21 protein-coding genes and 1 pseudogene are annotated in these 20,519 nt (G+C 71.5%); 11 read left to right on the top strand and 11 right to left on the bottom strand.

The annotated features are described in order from the left end of the window. Positions 1-24: 24 nt before the first annotated feature. The 3 genes from IE257_RS19445 to deoC are packed head-to-tail and all read right to left on the bottom strand — an operon-like array spanning position 25 to position 3,321. Positions 25-924 carry an aldehyde dehydrogenase family protein gene (locus IE257_RS19445; protein ID WP_189970342.1) on the bottom strand — a complete coding sequence of 300 codons (900 nt, stop codon included), beginning with the start codon at positions 922-924 and terminating at the stop codon, positions 25-27. Beyond that, complete coding sequence (locus IE257_RS19450) at positions 917-2,353, bottom strand: aldehyde dehydrogenase family protein (RefSeq protein WP_189970344.1); 1,437 nt, start codon at positions 2,351-2,353, stop codon at positions 917-919. Before IE257_RS19450 ends, IE257_RS19445 begins: the two co-directional genes overlap by 8 nt. 5 nt (positions 2,354-2,358) lie before the next feature. Beyond that, the gene (gene deoC, locus IE257_RS19455) at positions 2,359-3,321 is read right to left on the bottom strand and encodes a deoxyribose-phosphate aldolase (protein ID WP_189970981.1); all 963 of its coding nucleotides are present in this window, start codon (positions 3,319-3,321) and stop codon (positions 2,359-2,361) included. A gap of 133 nt (positions 3,322-3,454) precedes the next feature. On the opposite strand from deoC, the pseudogene IE257_RS19460 reads away from it, so the two are divergent. From IE257_RS19460 to IE257_RS19475, 4 genes and pseudogenes are all read left to right on the top strand, one after another. Further along, positions 3,455-3,910, top strand: a pseudogene (locus IE257_RS19460) (class F sortase); the annotation flags it as partial. A gap of 25 nt (positions 3,911-3,935) precedes the next feature. Next, the gene (locus tag IE257_RS19465; RefSeq protein WP_189970348.1) at positions 3,936-4,583 is read left to right on the top strand and encodes a PH domain-containing protein; all 648 of its coding nucleotides are present in this window, start codon (positions 3,936-3,938) and stop codon (positions 4,581-4,583) included. A gap of 95 nt (positions 4,584-4,678) precedes the next feature. Continuing rightward, positions 4,679-5,257 (top strand): VanZ family protein, encoded by a 579-nt coding sequence (locus IE257_RS19470; protein WP_189970350.1) that lies wholly within the window; start codon positions 4,679-4,681, stop codon positions 5,255-5,257. A 38-nt stretch (positions 5,258-5,295) separates the two neighbouring features. Next, on the top strand, positions 5,296-5,502 hold the full coding sequence (locus IE257_RS19475) for a PspC domain-containing protein (protein ID WP_189970352.1): 207 nt from the start codon (positions 5,296-5,298) through the stop codon (positions 5,500-5,502). An 84-nt stretch (positions 5,503-5,586) separates the two neighbouring features. Here IE257_RS19475 and IE257_RS19480 read toward each other — a convergent pair whose 3' ends face one another. From IE257_RS19480 to IE257_RS19490, 3 genes are all read right to left on the bottom strand, one after another. Further along, on the bottom strand, positions 5,587-6,369 hold the full coding sequence (locus IE257_RS19480; protein ID WP_189970354.1) for a hypothetical protein: 783 nt from the start codon (positions 6,367-6,369) through the stop codon (positions 5,587-5,589). Positions 6,370-6,487: 118 nt separating this feature from the next. Beyond that, complete coding sequence (locus IE257_RS19485) at positions 6,488-6,745, bottom strand: hypothetical protein (RefSeq protein ID WP_030387576.1); 258 nt, start codon at positions 6,743-6,745, stop codon at positions 6,488-6,490. Positions 6,746-6,884: 139 nt separating this feature from the next. Next, positions 6,885-8,033 (bottom strand): adenosine deaminase, encoded by a 1,149-nt coding sequence (locus IE257_RS19490; protein WP_189970356.1) that lies wholly within the window; start codon positions 8,031-8,033, stop codon positions 6,885-6,887. Between the two features lie 113 nt (positions 8,034-8,146). Here IE257_RS19490 and IE257_RS19495 point away from each other — a divergent pair, with 113 nt between their 5' ends. From IE257_RS19495 to IE257_RS19510, 4 genes are all read left to right on the top strand, one after another. Beyond that, entirely contained in the window at positions 8,147-8,884 is a 738-nt protein-coding gene (locus IE257_RS19495; RefSeq protein WP_189970358.1) for an alpha/beta hydrolase, read from the top strand. A 71-nt stretch (positions 8,885-8,955) separates the two neighbouring features. Next, a complete protein-coding gene (locus tag IE257_RS19500; RefSeq protein WP_189970360.1) occupies positions 8,956-9,327 on the top strand; it encodes a cupin domain-containing protein in 372 nt (123 codons plus the stop codon). 312 nt (positions 9,328-9,639) lie between these two features. Continuing rightward, positions 9,640-10,656 (top strand): helix-turn-helix transcriptional regulator, encoded by a 1,017-nt coding sequence (locus IE257_RS19505; RefSeq protein ID WP_229920518.1) that lies wholly within the window; start codon positions 9,640-9,642, stop codon positions 10,654-10,656. 190 nt (positions 10,657-10,846) lie between these two features. Then, a complete protein-coding gene (locus IE257_RS19510; protein WP_189970363.1) occupies positions 10,847-12,535 on the top strand; it encodes a BCCT family transporter in 1,689 nt (562 codons plus the stop codon). On the opposite strand, the gene IE257_RS19515 is transcribed toward IE257_RS19510, so the two are convergent. Next, complete coding sequence (locus tag IE257_RS19515; RefSeq protein WP_189970986.1) at positions 12,471-13,448, bottom strand: LysR family transcriptional regulator; 978 nt, start codon at positions 13,446-13,448, stop codon at positions 12,471-12,473. The two genes, IE257_RS19510 and IE257_RS19515, sit on opposite strands and share 65 nt — an antisense overlap. A 62-nt stretch (positions 13,449-13,510) precedes the next feature. Between IE257_RS19515 and IE257_RS19520 the strand changes: the two genes are divergently transcribed. Both IE257_RS19520 and IE257_RS19525 read left to right on the top strand, forming a co-directional pair. Continuing rightward, the gene (locus IE257_RS19520; RefSeq protein WP_189970365.1) at positions 13,511-14,794 is read left to right on the top strand and encodes an MFS transporter; all 1,284 of its coding nucleotides are present in this window, start codon (positions 13,511-13,513) and stop codon (positions 14,792-14,794) included. A gap of 90 nt (positions 14,795-14,884) precedes the next feature. Then, positions 14,885-15,595 (top strand): L,D-transpeptidase family protein, encoded by a 711-nt coding sequence (locus IE257_RS19525; RefSeq protein ID WP_189970367.1) that lies wholly within the window; start codon positions 14,885-14,887, stop codon positions 15,593-15,595. A 2-nt stretch (positions 15,596-15,597) separates the two neighbouring features. On the opposite strand, the gene IE257_RS19530 is transcribed toward IE257_RS19525, so the two are convergent. Further along, the gene (locus IE257_RS19530) at positions 15,598-16,833 is read right to left on the bottom strand and encodes an MFS transporter (RefSeq protein ID WP_372453142.1); all 1,236 of its coding nucleotides are present in this window, start codon (positions 16,831-16,833) and stop codon (positions 15,598-15,600) included. 304 nt (positions 16,834-17,137) lie between these two features. Between IE257_RS19530 and IE257_RS19535 the strand changes: the two genes are divergently transcribed. Next, the gene (locus IE257_RS19535) at positions 17,138-18,139 is read left to right on the top strand and encodes a sigma-70 family RNA polymerase sigma factor (RefSeq protein WP_189970371.1); all 1,002 of its coding nucleotides are present in this window, start codon (positions 17,138-17,140) and stop codon (positions 18,137-18,139) included. Here IE257_RS19535 and IE257_RS19540 read toward each other — a convergent pair. The 3 genes from IE257_RS19540 to IE257_RS19550 all read right to left on the bottom strand — a co-directional run bounded on the left by IE257_RS19540 (position 18,035) and on the right by IE257_RS19550 (position 20,471). Further along, positions 18,035-18,370: an STAS domain-containing protein gene (locus IE257_RS19540; RefSeq protein WP_229920519.1), complete on the bottom strand. Its 336-nt coding sequence runs from the start codon at positions 18,368-18,370 to the stop codon at positions 18,035-18,037. The two genes, IE257_RS19535 and IE257_RS19540, sit on opposite strands and share 105 nt — an antisense overlap. A gap of 136 nt (positions 18,371-18,506) precedes the next feature. Beyond that, positions 18,507-19,097, bottom strand: a complete 591-nt coding sequence (locus IE257_RS19545) for a Uma2 family endonuclease (RefSeq protein ID WP_189970375.1) — start codon at positions 19,095-19,097, stop codon at positions 18,507-18,509. A gap of 96 nt (positions 19,098-19,193) precedes the next feature. Next, the gene (locus IE257_RS19550) at positions 19,194-20,471 is read right to left on the bottom strand and encodes a thymidine phosphorylase (RefSeq protein WP_189970377.1); all 1,278 of its coding nucleotides are present in this window, start codon (positions 20,469-20,471) and stop codon (positions 19,194-19,196) included. Positions 20,472-20,519 lie beyond the last annotated feature (48 nt).

Genomic DNA, 20,519 nt, shown 5'->3' on the forward strand with positions numbered 1-20,519 from the left:
GTACGGGGGGCCGTCCGGGAAGGACTAGTAGGACGAGCCGCCCGCGCCCAGCGACCCGGTGGGGTGCCAGACGGTCTTGGTCTCCAGGAACGCCGTCATGCGCGACATGCCCGGGTCGGCGCTCCAGTCGTCCACAGGCTGTGGACGCAGGACGCGCTTGAGGTTGTCGGCCGCCGCGATCTCCAGCTCCTTGGCCAGCACCGGGTCGGCGCCCGCCAGGTCAATCGCGTTGACGTCCTGGTGGGACGCCAGGTGCGGGCCCATCTCGCCGGCCTTGCCGGACAGGATGTTGACCACGCCGCCGGGCAGGTCGGAGGTGGCGAGCACCTCACCCAGGGAGAGGGCCGGCAGCGGGGACTTCTCGCTGGCGATGACGACGACGGTGTTGCCCGTCGCGATCACCGGGGCGATCACCGAGACCAGACCCAGGAAGGACGAGTCCTGCGGGGCGATCACCGTGACCACACCGGTCGGCTCCGGGGTGGAGAGGTTGAAGAACGGGCCCGCGACCGGGTTGGCCCCGCCCACGATCTGGCCGATCTTGTCGGTCCAGCCCGCGTACCAGACCCAGCGGTCGATGGCCGCGTCGACGACCGCGCCGGCCTTGGACTTGGACAGGCCCTCGGCCTCGCCGACCTCGCGGACGAACTGCTCGCGGCGGCCCTCCAGCATCTCGGCGATGCGGTAGAGGATCTGCCCGCGGTTGTACGCGGTCGCGCCGGACCAGCCGCCGAAGGCCTTGCGGGCCGCGACGACCGCGTCACGCGCGTCCTTGCGGGAGGACAGGGGGGCGTTGGCCAGCCACTTGCCCTTGGAGTCGCTCACCTCGTACACCCGGCCGCTCTCGGAGCGGGGGAACTTGCCCCCGACGTACAGCTTGTAGGTCTTGAAGACGTTCAGGCGGGTCGCAGAAGACTCAGACATCGAGGTAGCCCTCCAGGCCGTGGCGGCCGCCCTCGCGGCCGAAGCCCGACTCCTTGTAGCCGCCGAAGGGCGAGGTCGGGTCGAACTTGTTGAACGTGTTGGCCCAGACGACGCCGGCGCGGAGCTGGTTCGCGACCGCGAGGATGCGCGAGCCCTTCTCCGTCCAGATGCCGGCGGAGAGGCCGTACTGGCTGTTGTTGGCCTTGGCGACGGCCTCGTCGGGCGTACGGAAGGTCAGCACGGACAGCACCGGGCCGAAGATCTCGTCGCGGGCGACGGTGTGCGCCTGGGTGACGTTCGTGAAGAGCGTCGGGGCGAACCAGTAGCCGGAGGACGGCAGCTCGCACGCCGGGGACCAGCGCTCGGCGCCCTCGGCCTCGCCGGTCTCCGCGAGCGCGGTGATCCGGGCGAGCTGGTCGGCGGAGTTGATCGCGCCGATGTCGGTGTTCTTGTCGAGCGGGTCGCCCAGGCGCAGCGTGGAGAGGCGGCGCTTGAGGGAGTCCAGCAGCTCGTCGTGGATCGACTCCTGGACCAGCAGGCGGGAGCCCGCGCAGCAGACCTGGCCCTGGTTGAAGAAGATGCCGTTGACAATGCCTTCGACGGCCTGGTCGATGGGGGCGTCGTCGAAGACGATGTTGGCGCCCTTGCCGCCCAGCTCCAGGGTGACCTTCTTGTCCGTACCGGCGATCTGGCGGGCGATGGCCTTGCCGACCGCGGTCGAGCCGGTGAAGGCGACCTTGTTGACGTCGGGGTGGGCGACCAGCTCGGCGCCCGCGTCCCCGTAACCGGGGATGATGTTGACGACGCCCTTGGGGAGACCGGCCTGACGGCAGATGTCCGCGAAGAACAGCGCGGAGAGCGGGGTGGTCTCGGCGGGCTTCAGGACGACCGTGTTGCCGGCGGCGAGCGCCGGGGCGATCTTCCACGCGAGCATCAGCAACGGGAAGTTCCACGGGATGACCTGGCCGGCCACGCCGAGCGGGCGCGGGTCGGCGCCGTAGCCCGCGTGGCCGAGCTTGTCGGCCCAGCCCGCGTAGTAGAAGAAGTGGGCGGCGACCAGGGGGAGGTCCGCGTCGCGGGTCTCCCTGATCGGCTTGCCGTTGTCCAGGGTCTCCAGGACGGCGAGCTCGCGGCTGCGCTCCTGGATGATCCGGGCGATGCGGAAGAGGTACTTGGCGCGCTCGGAGCCGGGCAGCGCGGACCACTTCTCGAAGGCCCTGCGGGCGGCCTTCACAGCGCGGTCCACATCGGCGGCGCCCGCCTGGGCGACCTCGGCGAGGACCTCCTCGCTGCTCGGCGAGACGGTCTTGAAGACCTTGCCGTCGGCGGCGTCGGTGAACTCTCCGTCGATGAAAAGCCCGTAGGAGGGGGCGATGTCGACGACCGAGCGGGACTCGGGAGCCGGTGCGTACTCGAATACAGATGCCATGGTGATCAGTCCACCGTCACGTAGTCGGGACCGGAGTAACGGCCGGTGCTCAGCTTCTGGCGCTGCATCAACAGGTCGTTGAGCAGGCTGGAGGCGCCGAAGCGGAACCAGTGGTTGCTCAGCCAGTCCTCGCCCACGGTCTCGTTGACCAGGACCAGGAACTTGATCGCGTCCTTGGTGGTGCGGATGCCGCCGGCCGGCTTCACGCCGATCTGGATTCCAGTCTGCGCGCGGAAGTCGCGGACGGCTTCGAGCATGAGCAGGGTGTTCGCCGGAGTGGCGTTGACCCCGACCTTGCCGGTCGACGTCTTGATGAAGTCGGCGCCCGCCAGCATGCCGATCCAGGAGGCACGGCGGATGTTGTCGTAGGTCGACAGCTCGCCGGTCTCGAAGATGACCTTCAGGCGTGCGGCGCTGCCGTCCTCGCGGACGCAGGCCTCCTTGATGGTCCTGATCAGCTCGTACGTCTCCAGGTAGCGGCCGGCGAGGAAGGCGCCACGGTCGATGACCATGTCGATCTCGTCGGCGCCGGCGGCGACGGCGTCACGGGTGTCCGCGAGCTTCACGGGCAGGGCTGCACGGCCGGCCGGGAAGGCGGTGGCGACGGAGGCGATCTTGACGTCGGCGCCGTTCAGCGCGGCCTTCGCGGTGGCCACCATGTCGGGGTAGACACAGACGGCCGCCGTCATCGGCGTCGTGCGGTCGGTCGGATCGGGATTGACGGCCTTGGCGGAGAGCGCCCGGACCTTGCCCGGGGTGTCCGCGCCTTCCAGCGTCGTCAGGTCGATCATCGAGATGGCCAGGTCGATGGCGTACGCCTTGGCCGTCGTCTTGATCGAACGGGTGCCGAGGGAGGCCGCGCGGGCCTCCAGGCCGACAGCGTCGACGCCGGGCAGCCCGTGCAGGAAGCGGCGCAGCGCACTGTCGGACGTCGTCACGTCAGCGAATGCGGTGAGGGTGGTGGGCATGGTCACCAGATGAGCATATCTACGCGCGTAGCGACCTGTCACCCCCGCCCCCGAATCCGCTATGGAATCGACACCTCCACTCTCCGTCACCGAACCATGACAGGAGCCGGATCCGCCGTCCGCGACCACCGCCCCGATGCCCGCCTCCGAGCCCGTACGCGTACGTATCCCCGCGGCCGGAGTGGACACCTCGCCCGTACTGAAGCTGGGCCTCGCCGCCGACGGCACCGTCGAAGTGCCCTCGGTGGCCGACGGGGACAGGATCGGCTGGTACACCAACGGCGTCACCCCGGGCGAGACCGGGCCCGCCGTGCTCATCGGCCACTTCGACACCGCGCGCGGCCCGGCCGTGCTGAGAGACGTCTCGCGGGTGCGCACCGGAGCGGAGATCACCGTCTCGCGGGCCGACGGCACCACCGCCGTCTTCCGCGTCCGCGAGCTGGAGCAGGTCGGCAAGAAGGAGTTCCCGACCGCCAAGGTGTACGGGGACACCGCCCGCCCGGAGCTGCGCGTCATCACCTGCGGCGGCGAGATCACCGACGGCCACCGGCCCGACAACATCATCCTGTACGCCGATCTCGTGGGCTGAGACGGCGTGGGGCAGAATCGACCCCATGAGCAGCCAGCAGCCGACCGACGAGCCGGTGTACGCAGACCGGGTCTACCGATCCTCCATGGGCGTCGTCTCGGGGGTACTGCTGCTCGCGCTGACCGCCTGGCTCTGCGGCGACGCCGTGATTCGGGGCTCGGGCAACACCCCGTGGATCGCGCTGGCGGTGGCACTGTGCGTCGTACCGCTGATCGTCGCCTTCACGATCCGCCCGGCCGTCTTCGCCAATGACGACCGGCTGCGCGTCCGCAACCCCTTCCGGATCATCGAGCTGCCCTGGGCGGCCGTGGACGCGGTGCGTGCCGGGTACTCGGCCGAGGTGCTGGCCGAGGGATCGAAGTACCAGCTCTGGGCGGTGCCGGTCTCGCTGCGGGAGCGGAAGAAGGCCAACCGCCAGCAGGTGCGCCACAGCGCCCACGACCGCCGCGACCCGGGCGCCTCGGCCGACCCGGGCGCGCGGGCCCGTACCGCCCCGTCCGAACCGATGCGGGCCAGCGCCGACCGCATCGTCGACGACCTCCAGGCACTGGCCGAGAGCCGCGCCTCGCGGCCGGGCGCCCAGGGCAGCGTGCGCGTGCGCTGGTCGTACGAGATCATCGCGCCCGCCCTGGCCGGCGCGCTGATCCTGATCGTCCTCGTCGCCACCGGCTGACCGGCCGGGACGCCGGTTGCGCCCGTTTCGGGTGCTCCCCGCCACACCCCCTTCCGGCCGGAACCAGTGCTACCGGGTGATGCGTCCTCGCAGGTGTGCAGCGTCATGAGGACGGCGAAACCGCCGCCACCGCCACCGCGATCAACCTCCGTCTCCGCCTGCTGGCCGGGGCCCTGCTCGCCGCCCATTTCGTGGTCGTCGGCTGGCTGACCCTGCGGCCGCTGGACGTTCCCTGGGCGGCGGCACCCAATCTGAGCCCGCTGGAGGGAATCTCGGCCCATCTCGCCCTGGGGCCCCTGGAGGCCGCCCGGCGGATCGGTGAGGGACTCGCGCTGCTGGCCCCGCTCGGGGTGCTGCTGCCGCTGATCAGCGGCCGGCTCGCACCGTCGGCCCTGTCCGCGTGGTCCTCGCTGGCCCGGACGGCCGCCGCGGGCGCGCTGGCCTCGGTGTGCATCGAGATGCTCCAGACCGCGGTGCCGGGCCAGGTCGTCGACGTGGACTCGGTGCTGCTGAACACCCTCGGTGTGGTGCTCGCGCACGTGGCCGTCGTACCGGCGCTGCGGGCCCGGATGCGGCGCTCACACACCGTTTATCAGGGGGATACCCCGAAGATTTCCAGGGTCGGGCTCGGTCCCTGGACCGACGTTCTGTCGGCGGTCCAGCGGGAGTATTGAGGCATCGCAGGAAAGCGATCCCGACGAAGGAGAACCTCATGAGCGCCCTGGTCCGCCCCCGTGACGGCCGCTGGATCGGCGGAGTCTGCGCCGGACTGGCGCGGCGTTTCGGAATTTCCGCGAACGCGATGCGCGCCATATTCGTCGTCTCGTGCCTGCTGCCCGGCCCGCAGTTCCTGGTCTACATCGCGCTGTGGGTGCTGCTGCCGAACGAGAAGTCCACCTCGACCTCGGCCGCCTGGTAGACCGCCGGAATCCCGGCCGGCCGACCGCCCGTCCGGGGCCGACGGTCCGTCCGGCCGCCCGCGTCCACTCGGCGGGCCGGCCGGTCAGCCGGCCTTCTGGACCTTCTCCAGCTGCTTGTCGGCCACTTCCTGCGGCACCTGGGCCTTCTGCTGGGCCGCCGCCACGTTGAGGGCCATCAGCCGCACGACGGTGTCGCCCTCGCGTACGACGACCAGGTGGACCTGCGCCGATACGCCCTCCGCGGCCGCGGTCATGGTCCAGCTGACGCTCTCGTCGCCACCCGTGCGGTAGTCGGCCTTCTTCACCTCGCGGTAACTGCCGCTCTGCTTCTCGACCTTGGCCGAAAAGCCCGTACCACAGGCGGCGACGGCGGCCTTGAGCCGGGAGATCAGCGCCTTGGCGTCGCTCTCGGAGTAGGAGCTGACGGAGGCGGACACGGCGAGCCCGATCTGCTTCTGGGAGCCGATGCCCCGGCTGACGGTCTCGCGCGCGGACGGGTCCGGCTCGTCGCCCATGACGTCGGCCAGGGGCTGGCAGGCCTTCTTGTCGGCCTGCGGCTGACCGTCCGGGGCGTTCGGGTTCTTGCCCTGGGCGGAGACCTGGTACCCGGCCAGGTCGCCCTGTGCCAGCGCGGACCGCTCCAGCGCGCTGCCACCGGTCTTCGGCGCGGCCGATCCGCTCGCCGCGGCGGACGGCGCGGCGGCTCCGGACGCGCCGGAAGTGCTGCCCGCGGAGCCCTTCGGATCGGGGGCCCTGCCCGTCGCGGGGGTGTCGGTGCTGCTGCACCCCACGGCGGCGAGGAGCAGGGCGGGGATCAGCGCGACCATCGTCGCTCGTGCCTTCATGCGCATGACCGAGAACCTCATACCCAAAGCGTCGGCGGGCAGTTGGTGGCGATCGTGGCACACGGTGCGGCGGGACACATACCCGATCGAAGGGGCATCCACCCACCGCACACGTGTACGCGTCGCGACCGGGCAGGTCTCAGCCGCCGAGGCCGTTCAGACCGTTGGTGAGCGGGGTCAGCACACCGGTGACCTGAGAGGTGGGGTCGCTCGACTGCTGGCCTTCCGGGCTCACGTGCTGCTGGCTGGTGACGCCCTGGAGCGCGCCGGTGGCGGTGCCCAGCGCGTCGGTCAGGCCGACCGCGGGGACGGCGGCGGAAGCGGTACCGGCGGCAACCGCGGCGAAGGCGACACCGAGAGCGGCGGTACCGAGGGTCTTGGCAGCTGACTTCTTCATGAAAAGTTGTCCTTGCGACGGGGAATTGAGCGGCTCTGAAAACTAGTCACTTCAAACCCCCGCCCGCAAACATCCTTAAATACGAGAAAGCGCCCGGGAATTCTCACTCCCGGGCGCTTCCGCTACGTCACGCCATGGCCTAGGCCGAGACGGAACCGCTGGTGGAGGCGGTCTGCTGGAACAGCCACTCCGACTTCAGCTCGGCATAACCGGGCTTGATCACTTCATTGATCATGGCCAGTCGTTCATCGAAAGGAATGAACGCGGACTTCATCGCATTGACGGTGAACCACTGCATGTCGTCGAGCGTGTAGCCGAAGGTGTCGACCAGGTGCTCGAACTCGCGGCTCATGCTGGTGCCGCTCATCAGGCGGTTGTCCGTGTTGACCGTGAGCCGGAAGTGCAGCTTGCGCAGCAGACCGATCGGGTGCTCGGCGTACGAGGCGGCCGCGGCGGTCTGCAGGTTCGAGGTCGGGCACATCTCCAGGGGGATGCGCTTGTCCCGGACGTACGAGGCCAGGCGGCCCAGAGTCACGGAACCGTCCTCGGCGACCTCGATGTCGTCGATGATCTTCACGCCGTGACCCAGGCGGTCGGCACCGCACCACTGCAGGGCCTGCCAGATCGACGGCAGGCCGAAGGCCTCGCCCGCGTGGATGGTGAAGTGGTTGTTCTCGCGCTTGAGGTACTCGAAGGCGTCGAGGTGACGGGTGGGAGGGAACCCGGCCTCGGCACCGGCGATGTCGAAGCCGACCACACCGTTGTCGCGGTAGCGGTTCGCCAGCTCGGCGATCTCCAGCGCACGGGCGGCGTGGCGCATCGCGGTCAGCAGGGCGCCGACGCGGATGCGGTGGCCGTTGGCCTTCGCCCGGCGCTCGCCCTCACGGAAGCCGTCGTTCACGGCCTCGACGACCTCTTCGAGGGTCAGGCCGGCTTCCAGGTGCTGCTCGGGCGCGTAGCGGATCTCGGCGTACACGACGCCGTCCTCGGCCAGGTCCTCGGCGCACTCGGCGGCGACCCGGAAGAGGGCGGCCTTCGTCTGCATGACCGCGCAGGTGTGCGCGAAGGTCTCCAGGTAGCGCGGGAGGGAGCCGGAGTCGGCGGCTTCGCGGAACCAGATGCCGAGCTTGTCGGCGTCGGTCTCGGGGAGGTTCTCGTAGCCGACCTCGCGGGCCAGCTCGATGATGGTCCCGGGGCGCAGTCCACCGTCGAGGTGATCGTGCAGCAGCACCTTCGGGGAACGGCGGATCTGATCCGCGGTCGGCAGGTTGGGGGTCTCGCTCGTCATCTGCGCACTCTACTCCTACGCGCGTAGAGCGGGGTCCCGACGGGAAGCGTCGATATGTAACAGAGACCGTGCGTACGGATGGCGTACACCCGAAGGTCTGAGACTGTTCCGCCATGGCATTGCATGCGCCGCCGGCGCGCGGGGCCCGTCTGGGGCGGGCGGTCGGCGCGAGAACCGGCTCGGGTTCGACGGAAAGTGCGGTCAACGGGGTGGTGCTCCTGCTTCCCGGGGCGTCCAGATTCACCCCCGGTCCCATGCGTCCGCTCGCGCGGGCGCTGGCCCGGGCGGGCGGGGCGGAGGGGCTGGTCGCGCACATGGTCATCCAGGGCGGGGACTCCTCCCGGGAGGACCAGGCGCGGTGGGCGGCGGACGAGGCGGTGCGGCGGTACGGGGACGTGCCGGTGTGCCTGGCCGGCTATGACGCGGGGGGCCTGGCCGCACTGCGGGCGGCGGGCCACGGGGCCGTCAACTCGGTGGTGGCGATGGCTCCTTGCTTAGGGGCCGCCGGGACCCGGGCGGACTCCCCCGAGCCGGTGAAACAGCTGTCGGGACGGCAGGTGCTGATCGTGCACGGGACCGACGACGCGCGCAGCGATCCGGAGAGCTCCTTCCGGCTGGCGGAGCGCGCGAAGAAGGCGAACCGGGCGACGTGCCGCTTCGAGGTGCATTCGGACGGGCACGGATTGCGTGAGCACCAGCCCGAAGTGGTGGCGCTGGCCGTGGACTTCGTGCTGGGCGCGGTGTTCTCGGGCCGGTATTCGCGGCCGGTGACGGACGCACTGGCCGCGCCGCCGCCGCTCGGCCTGCGGATGCCGCTGGCCTCGGGCTTCGGGAGATCGCTGCGGAGGTGAACCGCGGCCCGGGCGCGCGTAACGTGAGGAGTGGACTCGGGGAGCTGCTTCGCTACCGGAGGCGACCGGCCATGGGTGGATTGATCCACAGGAACTTCGACCAGCCGGACGAGACGCGGCCCTTCGAGGCCGGGACGGGCAGGCTTGACCTGGTCAGCACCGAGGGCGGGGCGGTCGGACGGGCCGTCTTCGAGCCGGGCTGGCGCTGGTCGCTGCACATCAAGCCGCTGGCGGGCACGGACAGCTGCCAGTCCGCGCACACCGGGTACGTCGTGAGCGGCCGGATGAAGCTGGTCATGGACGACGGGGAGAGCGCCGACCTCGGTCCGGGCGAGTTCATTCGGATCGCGCCCGGGCACGATGCCTGGGTCCTGGGTGACGAGCCGTGCGTCGTGCTGGACTGGACCGGCTACGGCGACTACGCGAAGCCGGACGCGGGCTGACGGGCCGGGCCGGGCCCGGACCTGTGGTTCGGGGGTCGCGCCGGTCCGTCCTCACCCGCCGATCCGCCCCCTCACGGTCGGATGGCACCGACGGACCCGGCGCGACCACCACGGCCGGCCGCGGGCGCAGCAGGACACTGGCCCCCGTCCTCGCCTGGGTGTCCGCTGCGCGCACCGCGCTTCCCCCCTCGCGCCGCGCCACCCACTGTGCCTCTTCGGAATATGCCGAGGACGGCGTTCCAGGCGTCGTCTTGCCGCCTTGCGGGAACACGAGGGGTTTATAAATCCGCACAACTCGGGACGCATGTGCATATGCCTTCCGAGGAATCCGGGGCGGCCGGAGCCGCCGGGGAGCTGAGCCCCGCCGCCCGGCGGCTGTACGCGTACGCCGTGGAGCGGCACGCCTTCGACGCGTGCGAGGCCACCGGCGCACTGGGCGTGCGCGCGGCCGCGGCCATCACCGAGCTGGCCGCCGCGCACCTGCTCCAGCGGGCCCCGGGCGACGACCCCGACCGCTGGAGCGCGGTGGCCCCCCGGGCCGCGGCGGCCCGGGCCCTGGCCCCGTTGGCCCTGCTCGTACGGGAGACCCACGACGAGATGGACCGGCTGCGCGGGCGGCTGGAGGCGCTGGTGCCCGCGTACGAAGCGGGGACCGCGCACCGGGACCCGATGGGACCGGGCCGCCTGGAGCTGGTCACGGACCTCGGCGCGGTACGGGGACTGATCGCGGAGCTGGTCGCCGCGTGCGAGCGGGAGCTGCTGACCTCGCAGCCCGGCGGGGGCCGCCCGCTGGAGACGCTGCAGGAGTCGATCGGGCGGGACGAATCGCTGCTCACGCGCGGGGTCTCGATGCGGACGATCTACCAGCACACGGCACGCTACTCGCGGCCCACGGCGGCCTACGTCGAGCGGGTGACGGCGCTGGGGGCGCAGGTGCGGACCCTGGGCGACGGGCTGATGCGCATGCTGATCTTCGACGACCACACGGGCCTGATGGCAGTGCCGGACCGCAGCGGGGCGGCGCTGGTGGTGCGGGAGCCGAGCGTCGTGCACTTCATGACGGCGACCTTCGAGCGGTCCTGGCTGGGCGCGGAGCCCTTCCCCACGTCGGTGAGTCCGGAGGCGGCCCGGTCCATCTCGGACGAGCTGCGGCAGACGATCGTCCGGCTGCTGTCCGAGGGCCTGGAGGACAAGGTGATCGCGCGCCGTCTGGGCATGTCGGAACGGACCTGCCAGCGGCACATCGCGGAGATCATGCGCGCGGTGGGCGCCAAGTCCCGCTTCCAGGCGGGCTACTTGCTCTCGACCACGCCGCCCCCGACGGCGTGACCCCGACCGCCCCCGCCGGGCCCCCTCGGCCTCGCCGGGCCCCCTCCGCCTCGCCGAGTTTGAGCAGGGGGCACCTCCCAGCGGTAGCCGGGGGAGGGTCCGGGCGGAGCCCGATGCCCGGCGGAGCCGGGTTTCCCGGGGCGGCGGCTTGCGGCCTTCGTGGGGCGGGATGCGTTTAAATCGCCAATACATGACTGTCTGTCATGAATTGCCGTCCCGTCCTCGGGCGAAAGGGGCTTCGTTGCCGGACGACCAGCGTTCCCGCACGGACAAGGTGGTCTTCGGGGTCACCGCGGGTCTGACCCTCGCGTTCGTGCTGTGGGGCGCCGTGGCAACAGACTCGCTGGAGAGCGTGTCGAGCAGCCTGCTCGAAGGGCTCATCCACAACGGCGGCTGGGCCTTCATGCTCGCCGCCAGCGGCTTCGTCGTCTTCGCCCTCTGGCTGGCGATCAGCCGCTACGGCCGGATCCGCCTCGGCCGCGAGGACGAGGTCCCGGAGTTCCGTACCGTCTCCTGGGTCGCCATGATGTTCAGCGCCGGCATGGGCATCGGGCTCATGTTCTACGGCGTGAGCGAACCCCTGGCCCACTACGGGACTCCCCCGCCCGGCACGCACCCGGTCGACTCCGCCGAGCGGATGCAGACGGCGATGGCCACCACGCTGTTCCACTGGACGCTCCACCCGTGGGCGATCTACGCGGTGGTCGGGCTCGCCATTGCCTACAGCACCTTCCGCCGCAACCGCCGCCAGACGATCAGCGCCGTGTTCGAGCCGCTGATCGGCGCCCGGCACGCCCACGGCGGGGCCGGGCGGGTCATCGACATCGTGGCGATCTTCGCCACCCTCTTCGGCTCCGCGGCCTCGCTCGGCCTCGGGGCCCTCCAGATCGGCAGCGGGTTCCGTCAGCTGGGGTGGATGGAGTCGGTCGGCACGGTGCTCCTCGTGGGCAGCATCGCGGTCCTGACCGTCGCCTTCGTCGCCTCCGCGGTCTCCGGCGTGGAGCGGGGCATCCAGTGGCTGTCGAACATCAACATGGTGCTCGCCCTCGTGCTCGTCGTGTTCGTGTTCATCGCCGGGCCGACCATCATCGTGCTCGACCTCCTGCCCACGTCCCTGGGCGCCTACCTCGGCGACCTCCCGCAGCTCATCGGCCGTACCGAGGCGACCGGCGCCGGCGAGGTCGCCGACTGGCTGGGCAGCTGGACGGTCTTCTACTGGGCGTGGTGGATCTCCTGGACCCCGTTCGTCGGCATGTTCATCGCCCGGATCAGCCGCGGCCGCACCATCCGGCAGTTCATCGGCGGCGTCATCCTCGTACCGAGCACGGTCAGCCTGCTGTGGTTCTCCGTCTTCGGCGGCACGGCCATGAAGTTGCGGGAGAGCGGCGAACTCGCCCGGGAAACCACCCCCGAGGGCCAGCTGTTCGGGCTGCTCCAGCAGTTCCCCCTCGCCACCGTCATGAGCCTGCTGGTCATGGTCCTGGTCGGCATCTTCTTCGTCTCGGGCGCCGACGCCGCCTCCATCGTGATGGGCACGCTCTCGCAGAAGGGCGTCCTCGAACCGTCCCGGCCGGTGGTCGTCTTCTGGGGCGTGGTGACCGGCGCCGTCGCGGCGATCATGCTCCTCATCGGCAGCGGCGAGGGCGACGCGCTCGCCGGACTGCAGAACCTGACGATCCTCGTGGCGGCGCCGTTCACCGTGGTCATGATCGGTATGTGCGTGACCCCCCACAGGACACCGAGCAGCCCCCCTCCACCTCCCCGCCACCGGGCGGACAGGCGTAGCGCCGGACTTTCCGGTGTCGCCGCCCCGGTCAGCCGGTGGCCTGGTCCAGCTCGGGGATCAGGCGGCCGCGGCGGGACAGGAGGAAGCGCTTGAACTCCGCCACCGGTGGGGTGTCGGGGTGGCCGTCGAGCCAGGCGAGGCCGATCTCGCGGACGGCCCGCGGGGCGGTGACCGTCAGTTCGACCACGCCGGGGCGGGCCACGGCCGGGGGCGGCAGGAGCGCCACGCCGAGGCCGGCGGCGACCAGGCCGCGCAGGGTTTCGGCCTCCTCACCCTCGAAGGCGATCCTCGGGGTGAATCCGGCTTCGGCGCACAGGTCGTCGGTGATGCGGCGCATCCCGTAGCCGGGCTCCAGGGTGACGAAGGTTTCCTCGGCGGCCTCGGCGAGGCGGATCCGCTTGCGGGTCGCCAGCCGGTGGTCGTCCGGGACCACCAGCCGCAGCCGCTGTTCGTCCAGGCGCCGGGCGACCAGGTCCGGGGCGTCGGGCAGCGGGGACGTCAGGCACAGGTCGAGTTCGCCGGCCCGGAGCTTCTCCAGCATGGCCTCGCCGTAGTTCTGGACGAGGGAGAACCGGATCCGCGGGTGGTCGGCGCGGAAGGCGCGGATGAGACCGGGCACGGTCTCGGAGCCCAGGGTGTGCAGGAAGCCGAACGCCACCTTGCCGGCCGCCGGATCGGCGTCCTGCTGTACGGATTCGGCGGCGCGGCCGATCTCCGTCAGGGCCTGCTCGGCCGAGGCCAGGAAGGTGCGGCCGGCCGTGGTGAGGGCCACCGTACGGCCCTTGCGGGCGAACAGCGTGACACCGAGGTCCTGTTCGAGCCGGACCATGGCGCGGGACAGGGTGGACTGCGGGACGCCCAGCTCGTGGGCGGCGCGGGTGACGTGCTCGTGGCGGGCGACCGCGACGAAATAGGCCAGCCGCGGGGCCAGCAAAGTTGTCACGGCCATGTCTTCTACGTAACGGTTCATCGACATCCACGCTTCTGAGCTGGGTTGATGCATCAGTGGATCGATTATCGCGATTCTGTGCATTGGACGCATGAAATAGACGGGCCTACCGTCGAAGCATGCCTCCCGTTCATACCGGGGCACCCGTCATCCCGGGTGCCTCCACCTCGTCGTCCCCCGCACCGCAGCCCCTCTCCCCCGGCCGCCCCGGCTACCGCCGGATGAGCCTCGCGCTCTTCGCCGCCGGACTCGCGACCTTCGCCCTCCTCTACTCCACCCAGGCACTGTTGCCCGCGATCTCCAGCGGCTTCGGGGTGACCGCCGGGCAGGCCAGCTGGACGGTGTCCGCGGCCACCGGCGCGCTCGCGCTGTTCGTCCTTCCGCTGAGCGCGCTGTCCGAGCGGTTCGGCCGCACCCGGATGATGACCTGCTCGATGGTGATCGCCGTCGGCGTGGGCCTGCTGGTGCCGTTCGCGCCGAATGTGGAGTGGCTGGTGGCGCTGCGCGCCGTGCAGGGCGCGGCGATCGCCGGGATCCCGGCCTCGGCGATGGCGTACCTGGCGGAGGAGGTCAGGCCGAAGGCCCTGGTGGGCGCCATCGGCCTGTTCGTGGCGGGCAACTCCATCGGCGGCATGAGCGGCCGCCTCGTCACCGGCTGGGCCGCGCAGTTGTGGGGCTGGCGGGCGGGCCTGATGGCCGTCGCCCTGATGTCGCTGGCGTGCGCGGTGGCCTTCCTGGTGCTGCTGCCCCGGGCGCGGTTCTTCCGGCCCGCGTCGCTGAACCCGCGCGCGGTGGGGCGTACCGTCGCCGGCCATCTGCGCGATCCGCTGCTGCTGCGGCTGTACGGGATCGGCGCGCTGTTCATGACGGTCTTCGGCGCGGTCTACACGGTGATCGGCTACCGGCTGGTGGACGAGCCCTTCTCGCTCGGGCAGGGCGTGATCGGGTCGATCTTCCTGATCTACCTGGTGGGGACGGTGTCCTCGGCCGCCGCCGGCAAGCTGGTGGCCCGCGCCGGGCGGCGCGGCGCGCTGTACCTGGCCGTGACCACCACGGCGCTGGGGCTGCTGCTGTCGCTGTCCGACTCGCTGCCGGTGATCGTGCTCGGGCTGGTGCTGATCACCGCGGGCTTCTTCGCGGGGCACGCGGTGGCCTCCGCCGCGGTGAGCCGGACGGCGAAGACGGGCCGGGCGCAGGCCTCCGCGCTCTACCAGTCGGCGTACTACCTCGGCTCCAGCGCGGGCGGCACCCTGGGCGCCCTCGCCTACCACGGGGCCGGCTGGGCGGCCACGGTCGGCATCGCGCTGCTGGCGGTGCTCGGCGTCGTGTCGATCACCCTGTACGGGTCTCACGCGGCCCGCGCGCAGCGCCGTGTGCCGGCCTCGGCCCTGGGCGCGCGCTGACGAAATCTACGCTCCCCGTACGGGCAACCCCTGCTTGTTTTCCGGGCATTCGATACGGAGAACGATGCTGTGCGAGCAGGGGAGGACCGGATGGGTACGAGGGTCGGGGCGCGGATCGGGGCGCGGGCGGCGGTGCTGGGCGGGGCGGCCGCCCTGGCACTGCCGTTGGTGGTCGCGGGCGGCGGGGCGGCGCAGGCCGCCGCCTCCTGCAACCTCACGACGGGGCCGTACCAGCGGCAGGTCGAGCAGTTCCTCGGGCGGCCGGTGGACGGGAAGCAGTCGGCGGCCGACTGCACGGCGATCCGGTCCTTCCAGGCGAGCCACGGGATCACCCCGACCCAGGGCCATGCCGGGCCGCTGACCTGGCGGATCATGAACACGATGCTGGCCCAGCGGGCGGCCGGCAGCACCCCGAACAGGGCGGGCGACTGCCCCACCGACCGGGGGCGGATCGCCTGCGTGGACCTGACGCGGCAGCTGAGCTGGATCCAGGACGGCGCCACCCTGACGTACGGGCCCGTCCCGGTCCGCACCGGCAAGGACGGCACGGAGACCCGCACCGGCCCGAAAAAGATCTACTACCGCAGCATCGACCACTGGTCGACGCTCTACAACGTCTCGATGCCGTACGCGCAGTTCTTCGACGGCGGCATCGCCTTCCACTCGACCACCAAGAGCATGTGGAACCCGCCCGGTTCGGGCGGCTGCGTGAACATGCGGCCCGCCGACGCCAAGGCGTACTGGAACCTGCTGGGGAAGGGCGAGGACGTCCACGTGTACGGCCGCAAGCCCGGTACGTAGCCTCAGGCGGACGCGGGGGCGGGGGCCGGTGTCCCGCCCAGGAGGTCCAACCGCCGCAGGCTGGCCCGGCGTTGGACGAGGGACAGCCCGGCCACCCCCGCCCCGAGGGCCAGCCAGCCCGCCGGGCCGGCCACCATCACCGCGCCGGTGAGCAGCAGCGGTCCCGCGGACTTCTGGACGGACTGGGCCATGCCGGCCACCCCGAGGTACGAGGCGCGCGCCCGCTGCGGCGCGAGGGAGACCGCCAGCTCCCAGGAACTCACCGAGCGCATCAGCTCCGCCGCGGTGGCCAGTACGGCCGCCGCGAGCAGGGCGGCCGAGGCGGCCAGGACCCCGCCGCCGGGTGCGGCGGCGAGGAAGGCGCAGCAGGCGAGGGTCATCAGGCCGTACAGGGCGACCGCGTCCGCCGCCCGGCGGGGTCCCTCGACCCGCGCCGACACCCGTAGCTGAAGGACCACGACGAGCACGGTGTTGATGACCAGGAAGGCCGGGATCAGCGCGTGCGGGGCGGTGGTGTGGGCGACCAGCCACAGCGGCAGGCCGACGCCGAGGATCGAGTCGTCCAGGTTCATCGGGATGTCCAGCAGGACGAACCGCAGGTAGCCGCGGTCCCGCCAGGGACCCCGCCCGGCCGATCCGGCCTCCCCCGCCGCCACCGGGTCCGGGCCCCCGCCCTCGGACCGTGCTGCGGCGACCGGCCCGTGGCCGCGCGGCTCCCGGGTGCGCCACACCAGGGCGGCGGCCACCAGGAACGACAGTGCGTTGGCGAGGATCAGCACCTGGTAGGCGCCCCGGGTTCCGACGGCGAGACCGATGGCGGCGAGGCCCGCGCCGAGGGCGTAGCCGGCGTTCGCCGAGCTGCGCGACAGCGCCTGGTACGTGGCGCGCCGCTCGCCGGCGACCCGGGTGGCGAAGAGCATCTCCAGCGTCTTGGCGCCCCGGTCTCCCAGGTGGGTGACGGCGAAGAGCAGCAGCAGCACGCGGAAGTCGGTGACCGCCAGCAGGGCGCTCAGGGCGCCGAGGCGGATCAGGTGGCAGCCGATCAGCAGGGTGCGCACCGGGAAGCGGTCGGCGAGGTGGCCCGCCAGCGGCGATCCGGCGATGCCCGCCACCCCGGCCGCGCCCAGCAGCAGGCCCAGCCGCCCGGCGTCGAGTCCGACGACGAAGGTGAAGTAGAGGACGGAGGACGCGGCCCACACGCCGGTGCCCGCGCGGTCCAGCGCCTGGGTGAGCAGCATGATCCGTGCGTCACGGCCGCCGGGCGGCCGGCGCAGTTGGGCCAGCAGCCCCGGTTCCCCCCGCCGTGGCTTCCGGTTGTCCCCACCGCGCCGCATCCCAGTCCCCCGTTTCGACCGCGTCCACCCGTCCAGGTATCTCGACGTCGAGATACTTGGGGAAGCCTGCCCCAAATCAATCTTGACGTCAAGAAACTTGACGACGACATACATGTCGGGCGGACGCCCGCCCGGCGCTTCCGGCTGCCGTTGTCAGACCCCTCCGGTAGGTTCCGAAGTAGCGGAACTACTTGGGGGACGGACGGACATGAGCGATCTCGCCACCACCGATATGGATCTCGACACGGCCATGGACCGGTACCGGGTCGAGCTCACCGGCTACTGCTACCGCATGCTCGGCTCGTCCTTCGACGCCGAGGACGCGGTGCAGGACACGTACATCCGCGCCTGGCGGAGCTACGAGAAGTTCGAGGGCCGCTCCTCCCTGCGTTCGTGGCTCTACCGGATCGCCACCAACGTCTGCCTGGACCTGCTGAACGCGGGGAACAAGCGGGCCCGCCCGATGGACCTCACCGCCCCGCAGCACCAGGCCTCCGCCGTGCTCAACGAGCGCCCCGAGGTGACCTGGCTGGAGCCGGTCCCTGACGGCCGGGTGCTGCCGCAGACCGCCGACCCGGCGGAGATGGCGCTGGCGAAGGAGTCCGTCCGCCTGGCCTTCGTCGCGGCGCTCCAGCACCTGCCCGCCAGGCAGCGTGCGGTGCTCATCCTGCGCGAGGTGCTGGCCTGGAAGGCCGACGAGGTGGCCCAGCTCCTGGAGACCACGACGGCTTCGGTGAACAGCGCGCTCCAGCGTGCGCGGGCCACCCTGGCCGGACAGTCGCTGCGCGACAGCGACCCGGCGGATCCGCTGGACGCGGACCAGGCGCAGCTGCTGGCGCGGTACCTCTCCGCCTTCGAGGCCTACGACATCTCGCGGCTCACCGCGCTCCTGCACGAGGACGCGGTGCTGTCGATGCCGCCGTTCGACCTGTGGCTCCAGGGGCACGAGGACATCGCGGCCTGGCACCTGAACCAGGGCATCGGCTGCAAGGGCTCCCGCCTCGTCCCGACCACGGCGAACGGCATGCCGGCCTTCGGCCAGTACCGTCCGCGCGAGGACGGGCGGCCGGGCCACACCCCGTGGGCCCTGCAGGTCCTGGAGATCTCAGACGGCAAGATCGTCGGGCTCAACGCCTTCCTGGACACCGCCCGGTGGTTCCCGCTGTTCGGCCTCCCCGAGGAGCTCGACGAGGCCTACGAGGCCCAGTAGGGCCCGGAGCGCGGGCGCGGCCCCGGTCACCCGCAGCGGCCGCCCCCGGGCGGTCAGCCGCAGCCGTCCCAGCACCTCGACGGCGCCCAGCCCCGGCGCGGTGACGGCTCGCGCGTCGCACTCCACCGCGCGCGCCCCGGCCTCGTACAGCCGGGCCAGGCGCGCGCACAGCACCGCCGCGTCGTGGGCGGTCGGTGCGGGGCCGGGCAGCACGAGTCGTTGGATCTCCACGAGAGGGTGACTCCGCCGCCCGCCGGAAGTCATCGGCGGCTCCGCACCATGGCGGGATGAAGCCCACCCACCGGGACCGGTGCCCTGTATGCGCCGGCTCGTCACCGTCGAGGCCCTGCCGCGGCTGTGACCCGGGTCAGGGGCGGGGGAAGCCGAAGGTGTCGAGGACGAGGTCGAACGGCTCGGGGAGATGGACGGCCTCGCCGAACTTGCCCTCGTGCAGAAGGCGGTACTGGCCGTCGCTGGGCTCGCCGTACAGGTGGATGGTGGGGCTGCCCTTCGCGTGCGGGTCGATGAGCAGGTAGAGCGGGATGCCCGCCGCGGCGTATCCCTTGAGCTTGGGCACGCAGTCGTTGACGGCATTCGACTTGGAGGTGACCTCGACGACGAGCTCGGCGGCGGCCGCGGGAACGTAGTTCTCGCCTCCCGGAACCTCTTCCCTCGGAACGACCACGAGGTCCGGGATGTAAAGCCCGCTACGGCCGGGCACGGCCACGTTGAGGGTCTGGAAGATCTCCCAGTCGTCAGGGATCACGGTGTACAGGCGGCGCTGTACCGACACTGCGATCAGGTTGTGGTCGTTGACGGGTGGTGGTGCCACGGTGACGATCCCCTCGATGATCTCCACCTTGCAGCCCTCGGGCCAGTCCGTCTCCTCCCAGAGGCGGACGAGGCCCTCCCAGCTGTCGCCGCCCAGCGGCTCCTGCTGGACGGTGAGTCCGCTCATGGTGTGCTCCTCATTCGGTTCGTCACCGATCCCAGCATGCCGAACGGGACCGGTGGGGGTCCACCGGTCCCGTTCACTCGAATGGGAAACCGCAGGTCAGGCGATGCGGTCCAGGACGATCGGCGTGGCGGAGAAGGCCGTGCCCGCCGGGGCGATGTCGTACGTGCCCGCCAGGGAGGCGAGGGCGTAGTCGAACTTCTCCGGGGTGTCCGTGTGCAGGGTCATCAGCGGCTGGCCCGCCGTCACCGTGTCGCCCGGCTTCGCGTGGAGCTCGACGCCCGCGCCCGCCTGCACCGGGTCCTCCTTGCGCGCGCGGCCGGCGCCCAGGCGCCAGGCGGCGACGCCGACCCCGTACGCGTCCAGGCGGGTCAGGACGCCCGACTCGGGGGCGGTGACCACGTGCTGCTCGCGGGCCACCGGGAGGGCCGCGTCCGGGTCGCCGCCCTGGGCCGCGATCATCCGGCGCCAGTGGTCCATCGCGGAGCCGTCGGCCAGTGCCTTCGCCGGGTCGGCGTCCTTGATGCCCGCCGCGTCCAGCATCTCCTTGGCCAGCGCGATGGTCAGCTCGACCACGTCGGCGGGGCCGCCGCCGGCCAGGACCTCGACCGACTCGCGGACCTCCAGCGCGTTGCCGGCGGTCAGGCCGAGCGGGGTCGACATGTCGGTGATCAGCGCGACCGTCTTCACCCCGCTGTCCGTGCCGAGGCTGACCATCGTGTGGGCCAGCTCCTGCGCGTCCGCGAGGTTCTTCATGAAGGCGCCGGAGCCGACCTTGACGTCCAGGACGAGCGAGCCGGTGCCCTCGGCGATCTTCTTCGACATGATCGAGGAGGCGATCAGCGGAATGGCCTCGACCGTGCCGGTGACGTCGCGCAGCGCGTAGAGCTTCTTGTCCGCCGGGGCCAGGCCGTCGCCCGCCGCGCAGATGACCGCGCCGGTGGTGTCCAGGACGTGCAGCATCTCCTCGTTGGAGAGCAGCGCGCGCCAGCCGGGGATGGACTCCAGCTTGTCGAGGGTGCCACCGGTGTGGCCGAGGCCGCGGCCGGAGAGCTGCGGGACGGCCGCGCCGCACGCGGCGACGAGCGGGGCGAGCGGGAGGGTGATCTTGTCGCCGACACCGCCGGTGGAGTGCTTGTCCGCGGTCGGGCGGGAGAGGGAGTCGAAGTTCATGCGCTCGCCGGACGCGATCATCGCCGCCGTCCAGCGGGCGATCTCGGCCCGGTTCATGCCGTTGAGCAGGATGGCCATCGCCAGCGCCGACATCTGCTCGTCGGCCACGACACCGCGGGTGTACGCGTCGATGACCCAGTCGATCTGCTCGGGGCTCAGCTCACCGCGGTCCCGCTTGGTCCGGATGACGGAGATGACGTCCATGAGGTGCTTCCTTCTACGCGCATAGAGAGAGGGAGAAGAGGGGTTCGG

It is taken from the genome of Streptomyces avidinii, from assembly GCF_014650695.1.
Taxonomy (GTDB): Bacteria; Actinomycetota; Actinomycetes; order Streptomycetales; family Streptomycetaceae; genus Streptomyces; species Streptomyces avidinii.

Bases quoted from the DNA above. Each gene is read 5' to 3' on its own strand.
- IE257_RS19445 (WP_189970342.1), bottom strand. From the start codon at position 924: ATGTCTGAGTCTTCTGCGACCCGCCTGAACGTCTTCAAGACCTACAAG.
- IE257_RS19500 (WP_189970360.1), top strand. From the start codon at position 8,956: ATGGGTGGATTGATCCACAGGAACTTCGACCAGCCGGACGAGACGCGG.
- IE257_RS19550 (WP_189970377.1), bottom strand. From the start codon at position 20,471: ATGGACGTCATCTCCGTCATCCGGACCAAGCGGGACCGCGGTGAGCTG.
- deoC (WP_189970981.1), bottom strand. From the start codon at position 3,321: ATGCCCACCACCCTCACCGCATTCGCTGACGTGACGACGTCCGACAGT.
- IE257_RS19545 (WP_189970375.1), bottom strand. From the start codon at position 19,097: ATGAGCGGACTCACCGTCCAGCAGGAGCCGCTGGGCGGCGACAGCTGG.
- IE257_RS19450 (WP_189970344.1), bottom strand. From the start codon at position 2,353: ATGGCATCTGTATTCGAGTACGCACCGGCTCCCGAGTCCCGCTCGGTC.
- IE257_RS19490 (WP_189970356.1), bottom strand. From the start codon at position 8,033: ATGACGAGCGAGACCCCCAACCTGCCGACCGCGGATCAGATCCGCCGT.
- IE257_RS19475 (WP_189970352.1), top strand. From the start codon at position 5,296: ATGAGCGCCCTGGTCCGCCCCCGTGACGGCCGCTGGATCGGCGGAGTC.
- IE257_RS19465 (WP_189970348.1), top strand. From the start codon at position 3,936: ATGAGCAGCCAGCAGCCGACCGACGAGCCGGTGTACGCAGACCGGGTC.
- IE257_RS19530 (WP_372453142.1), bottom strand. From the start codon at position 16,833: ATGCTGCTCACCCAGGCGCTGGACCGCGCGGGCACCGGCGTGTGGGCC.
- IE257_RS19485 (WP_030387576.1), bottom strand. From the start codon at position 6,745: ATGAAGAAGTCAGCTGCCAAGACCCTCGGTACCGCCGCTCTCGGTGTC.
- IE257_RS19535 (WP_189970371.1), top strand. From the start codon at position 17,138: ATGAGCGATCTCGCCACCACCGATATGGATCTCGACACGGCCATGGAC.
- IE257_RS19480 (WP_189970354.1), bottom strand. From the start codon at position 6,369: ATGAGGTTCTCGGTCATGCGCATGAAGGCACGAGCGACGATGGTCGCG.
- IE257_RS19505 (WP_229920518.1), top strand. From the start codon at position 9,640: ATGCCTTCCGAGGAATCCGGGGCGGCCGGAGCCGCCGGGGAGCTGAGC.
- IE257_RS19520 (WP_189970365.1), top strand. From the start codon at position 13,511: ATGCCTCCCGTTCATACCGGGGCACCCGTCATCCCGGGTGCCTCCACC.
- IE257_RS19510 (WP_189970363.1), top strand. From the start codon at position 10,847: ATGACTGTCTGTCATGAATTGCCGTCCCGTCCTCGGGCGAAAGGGGCT.
- IE257_RS19495 (WP_189970358.1), top strand. From the start codon at position 8,147: ATGGCATTGCATGCGCCGCCGGCGCGCGGGGCCCGTCTGGGGCGGGCG.
- IE257_RS19525 (WP_189970367.1), top strand. From the start codon at position 14,885: ATGGGTACGAGGGTCGGGGCGCGGATCGGGGCGCGGGCGGCGGTGCTG.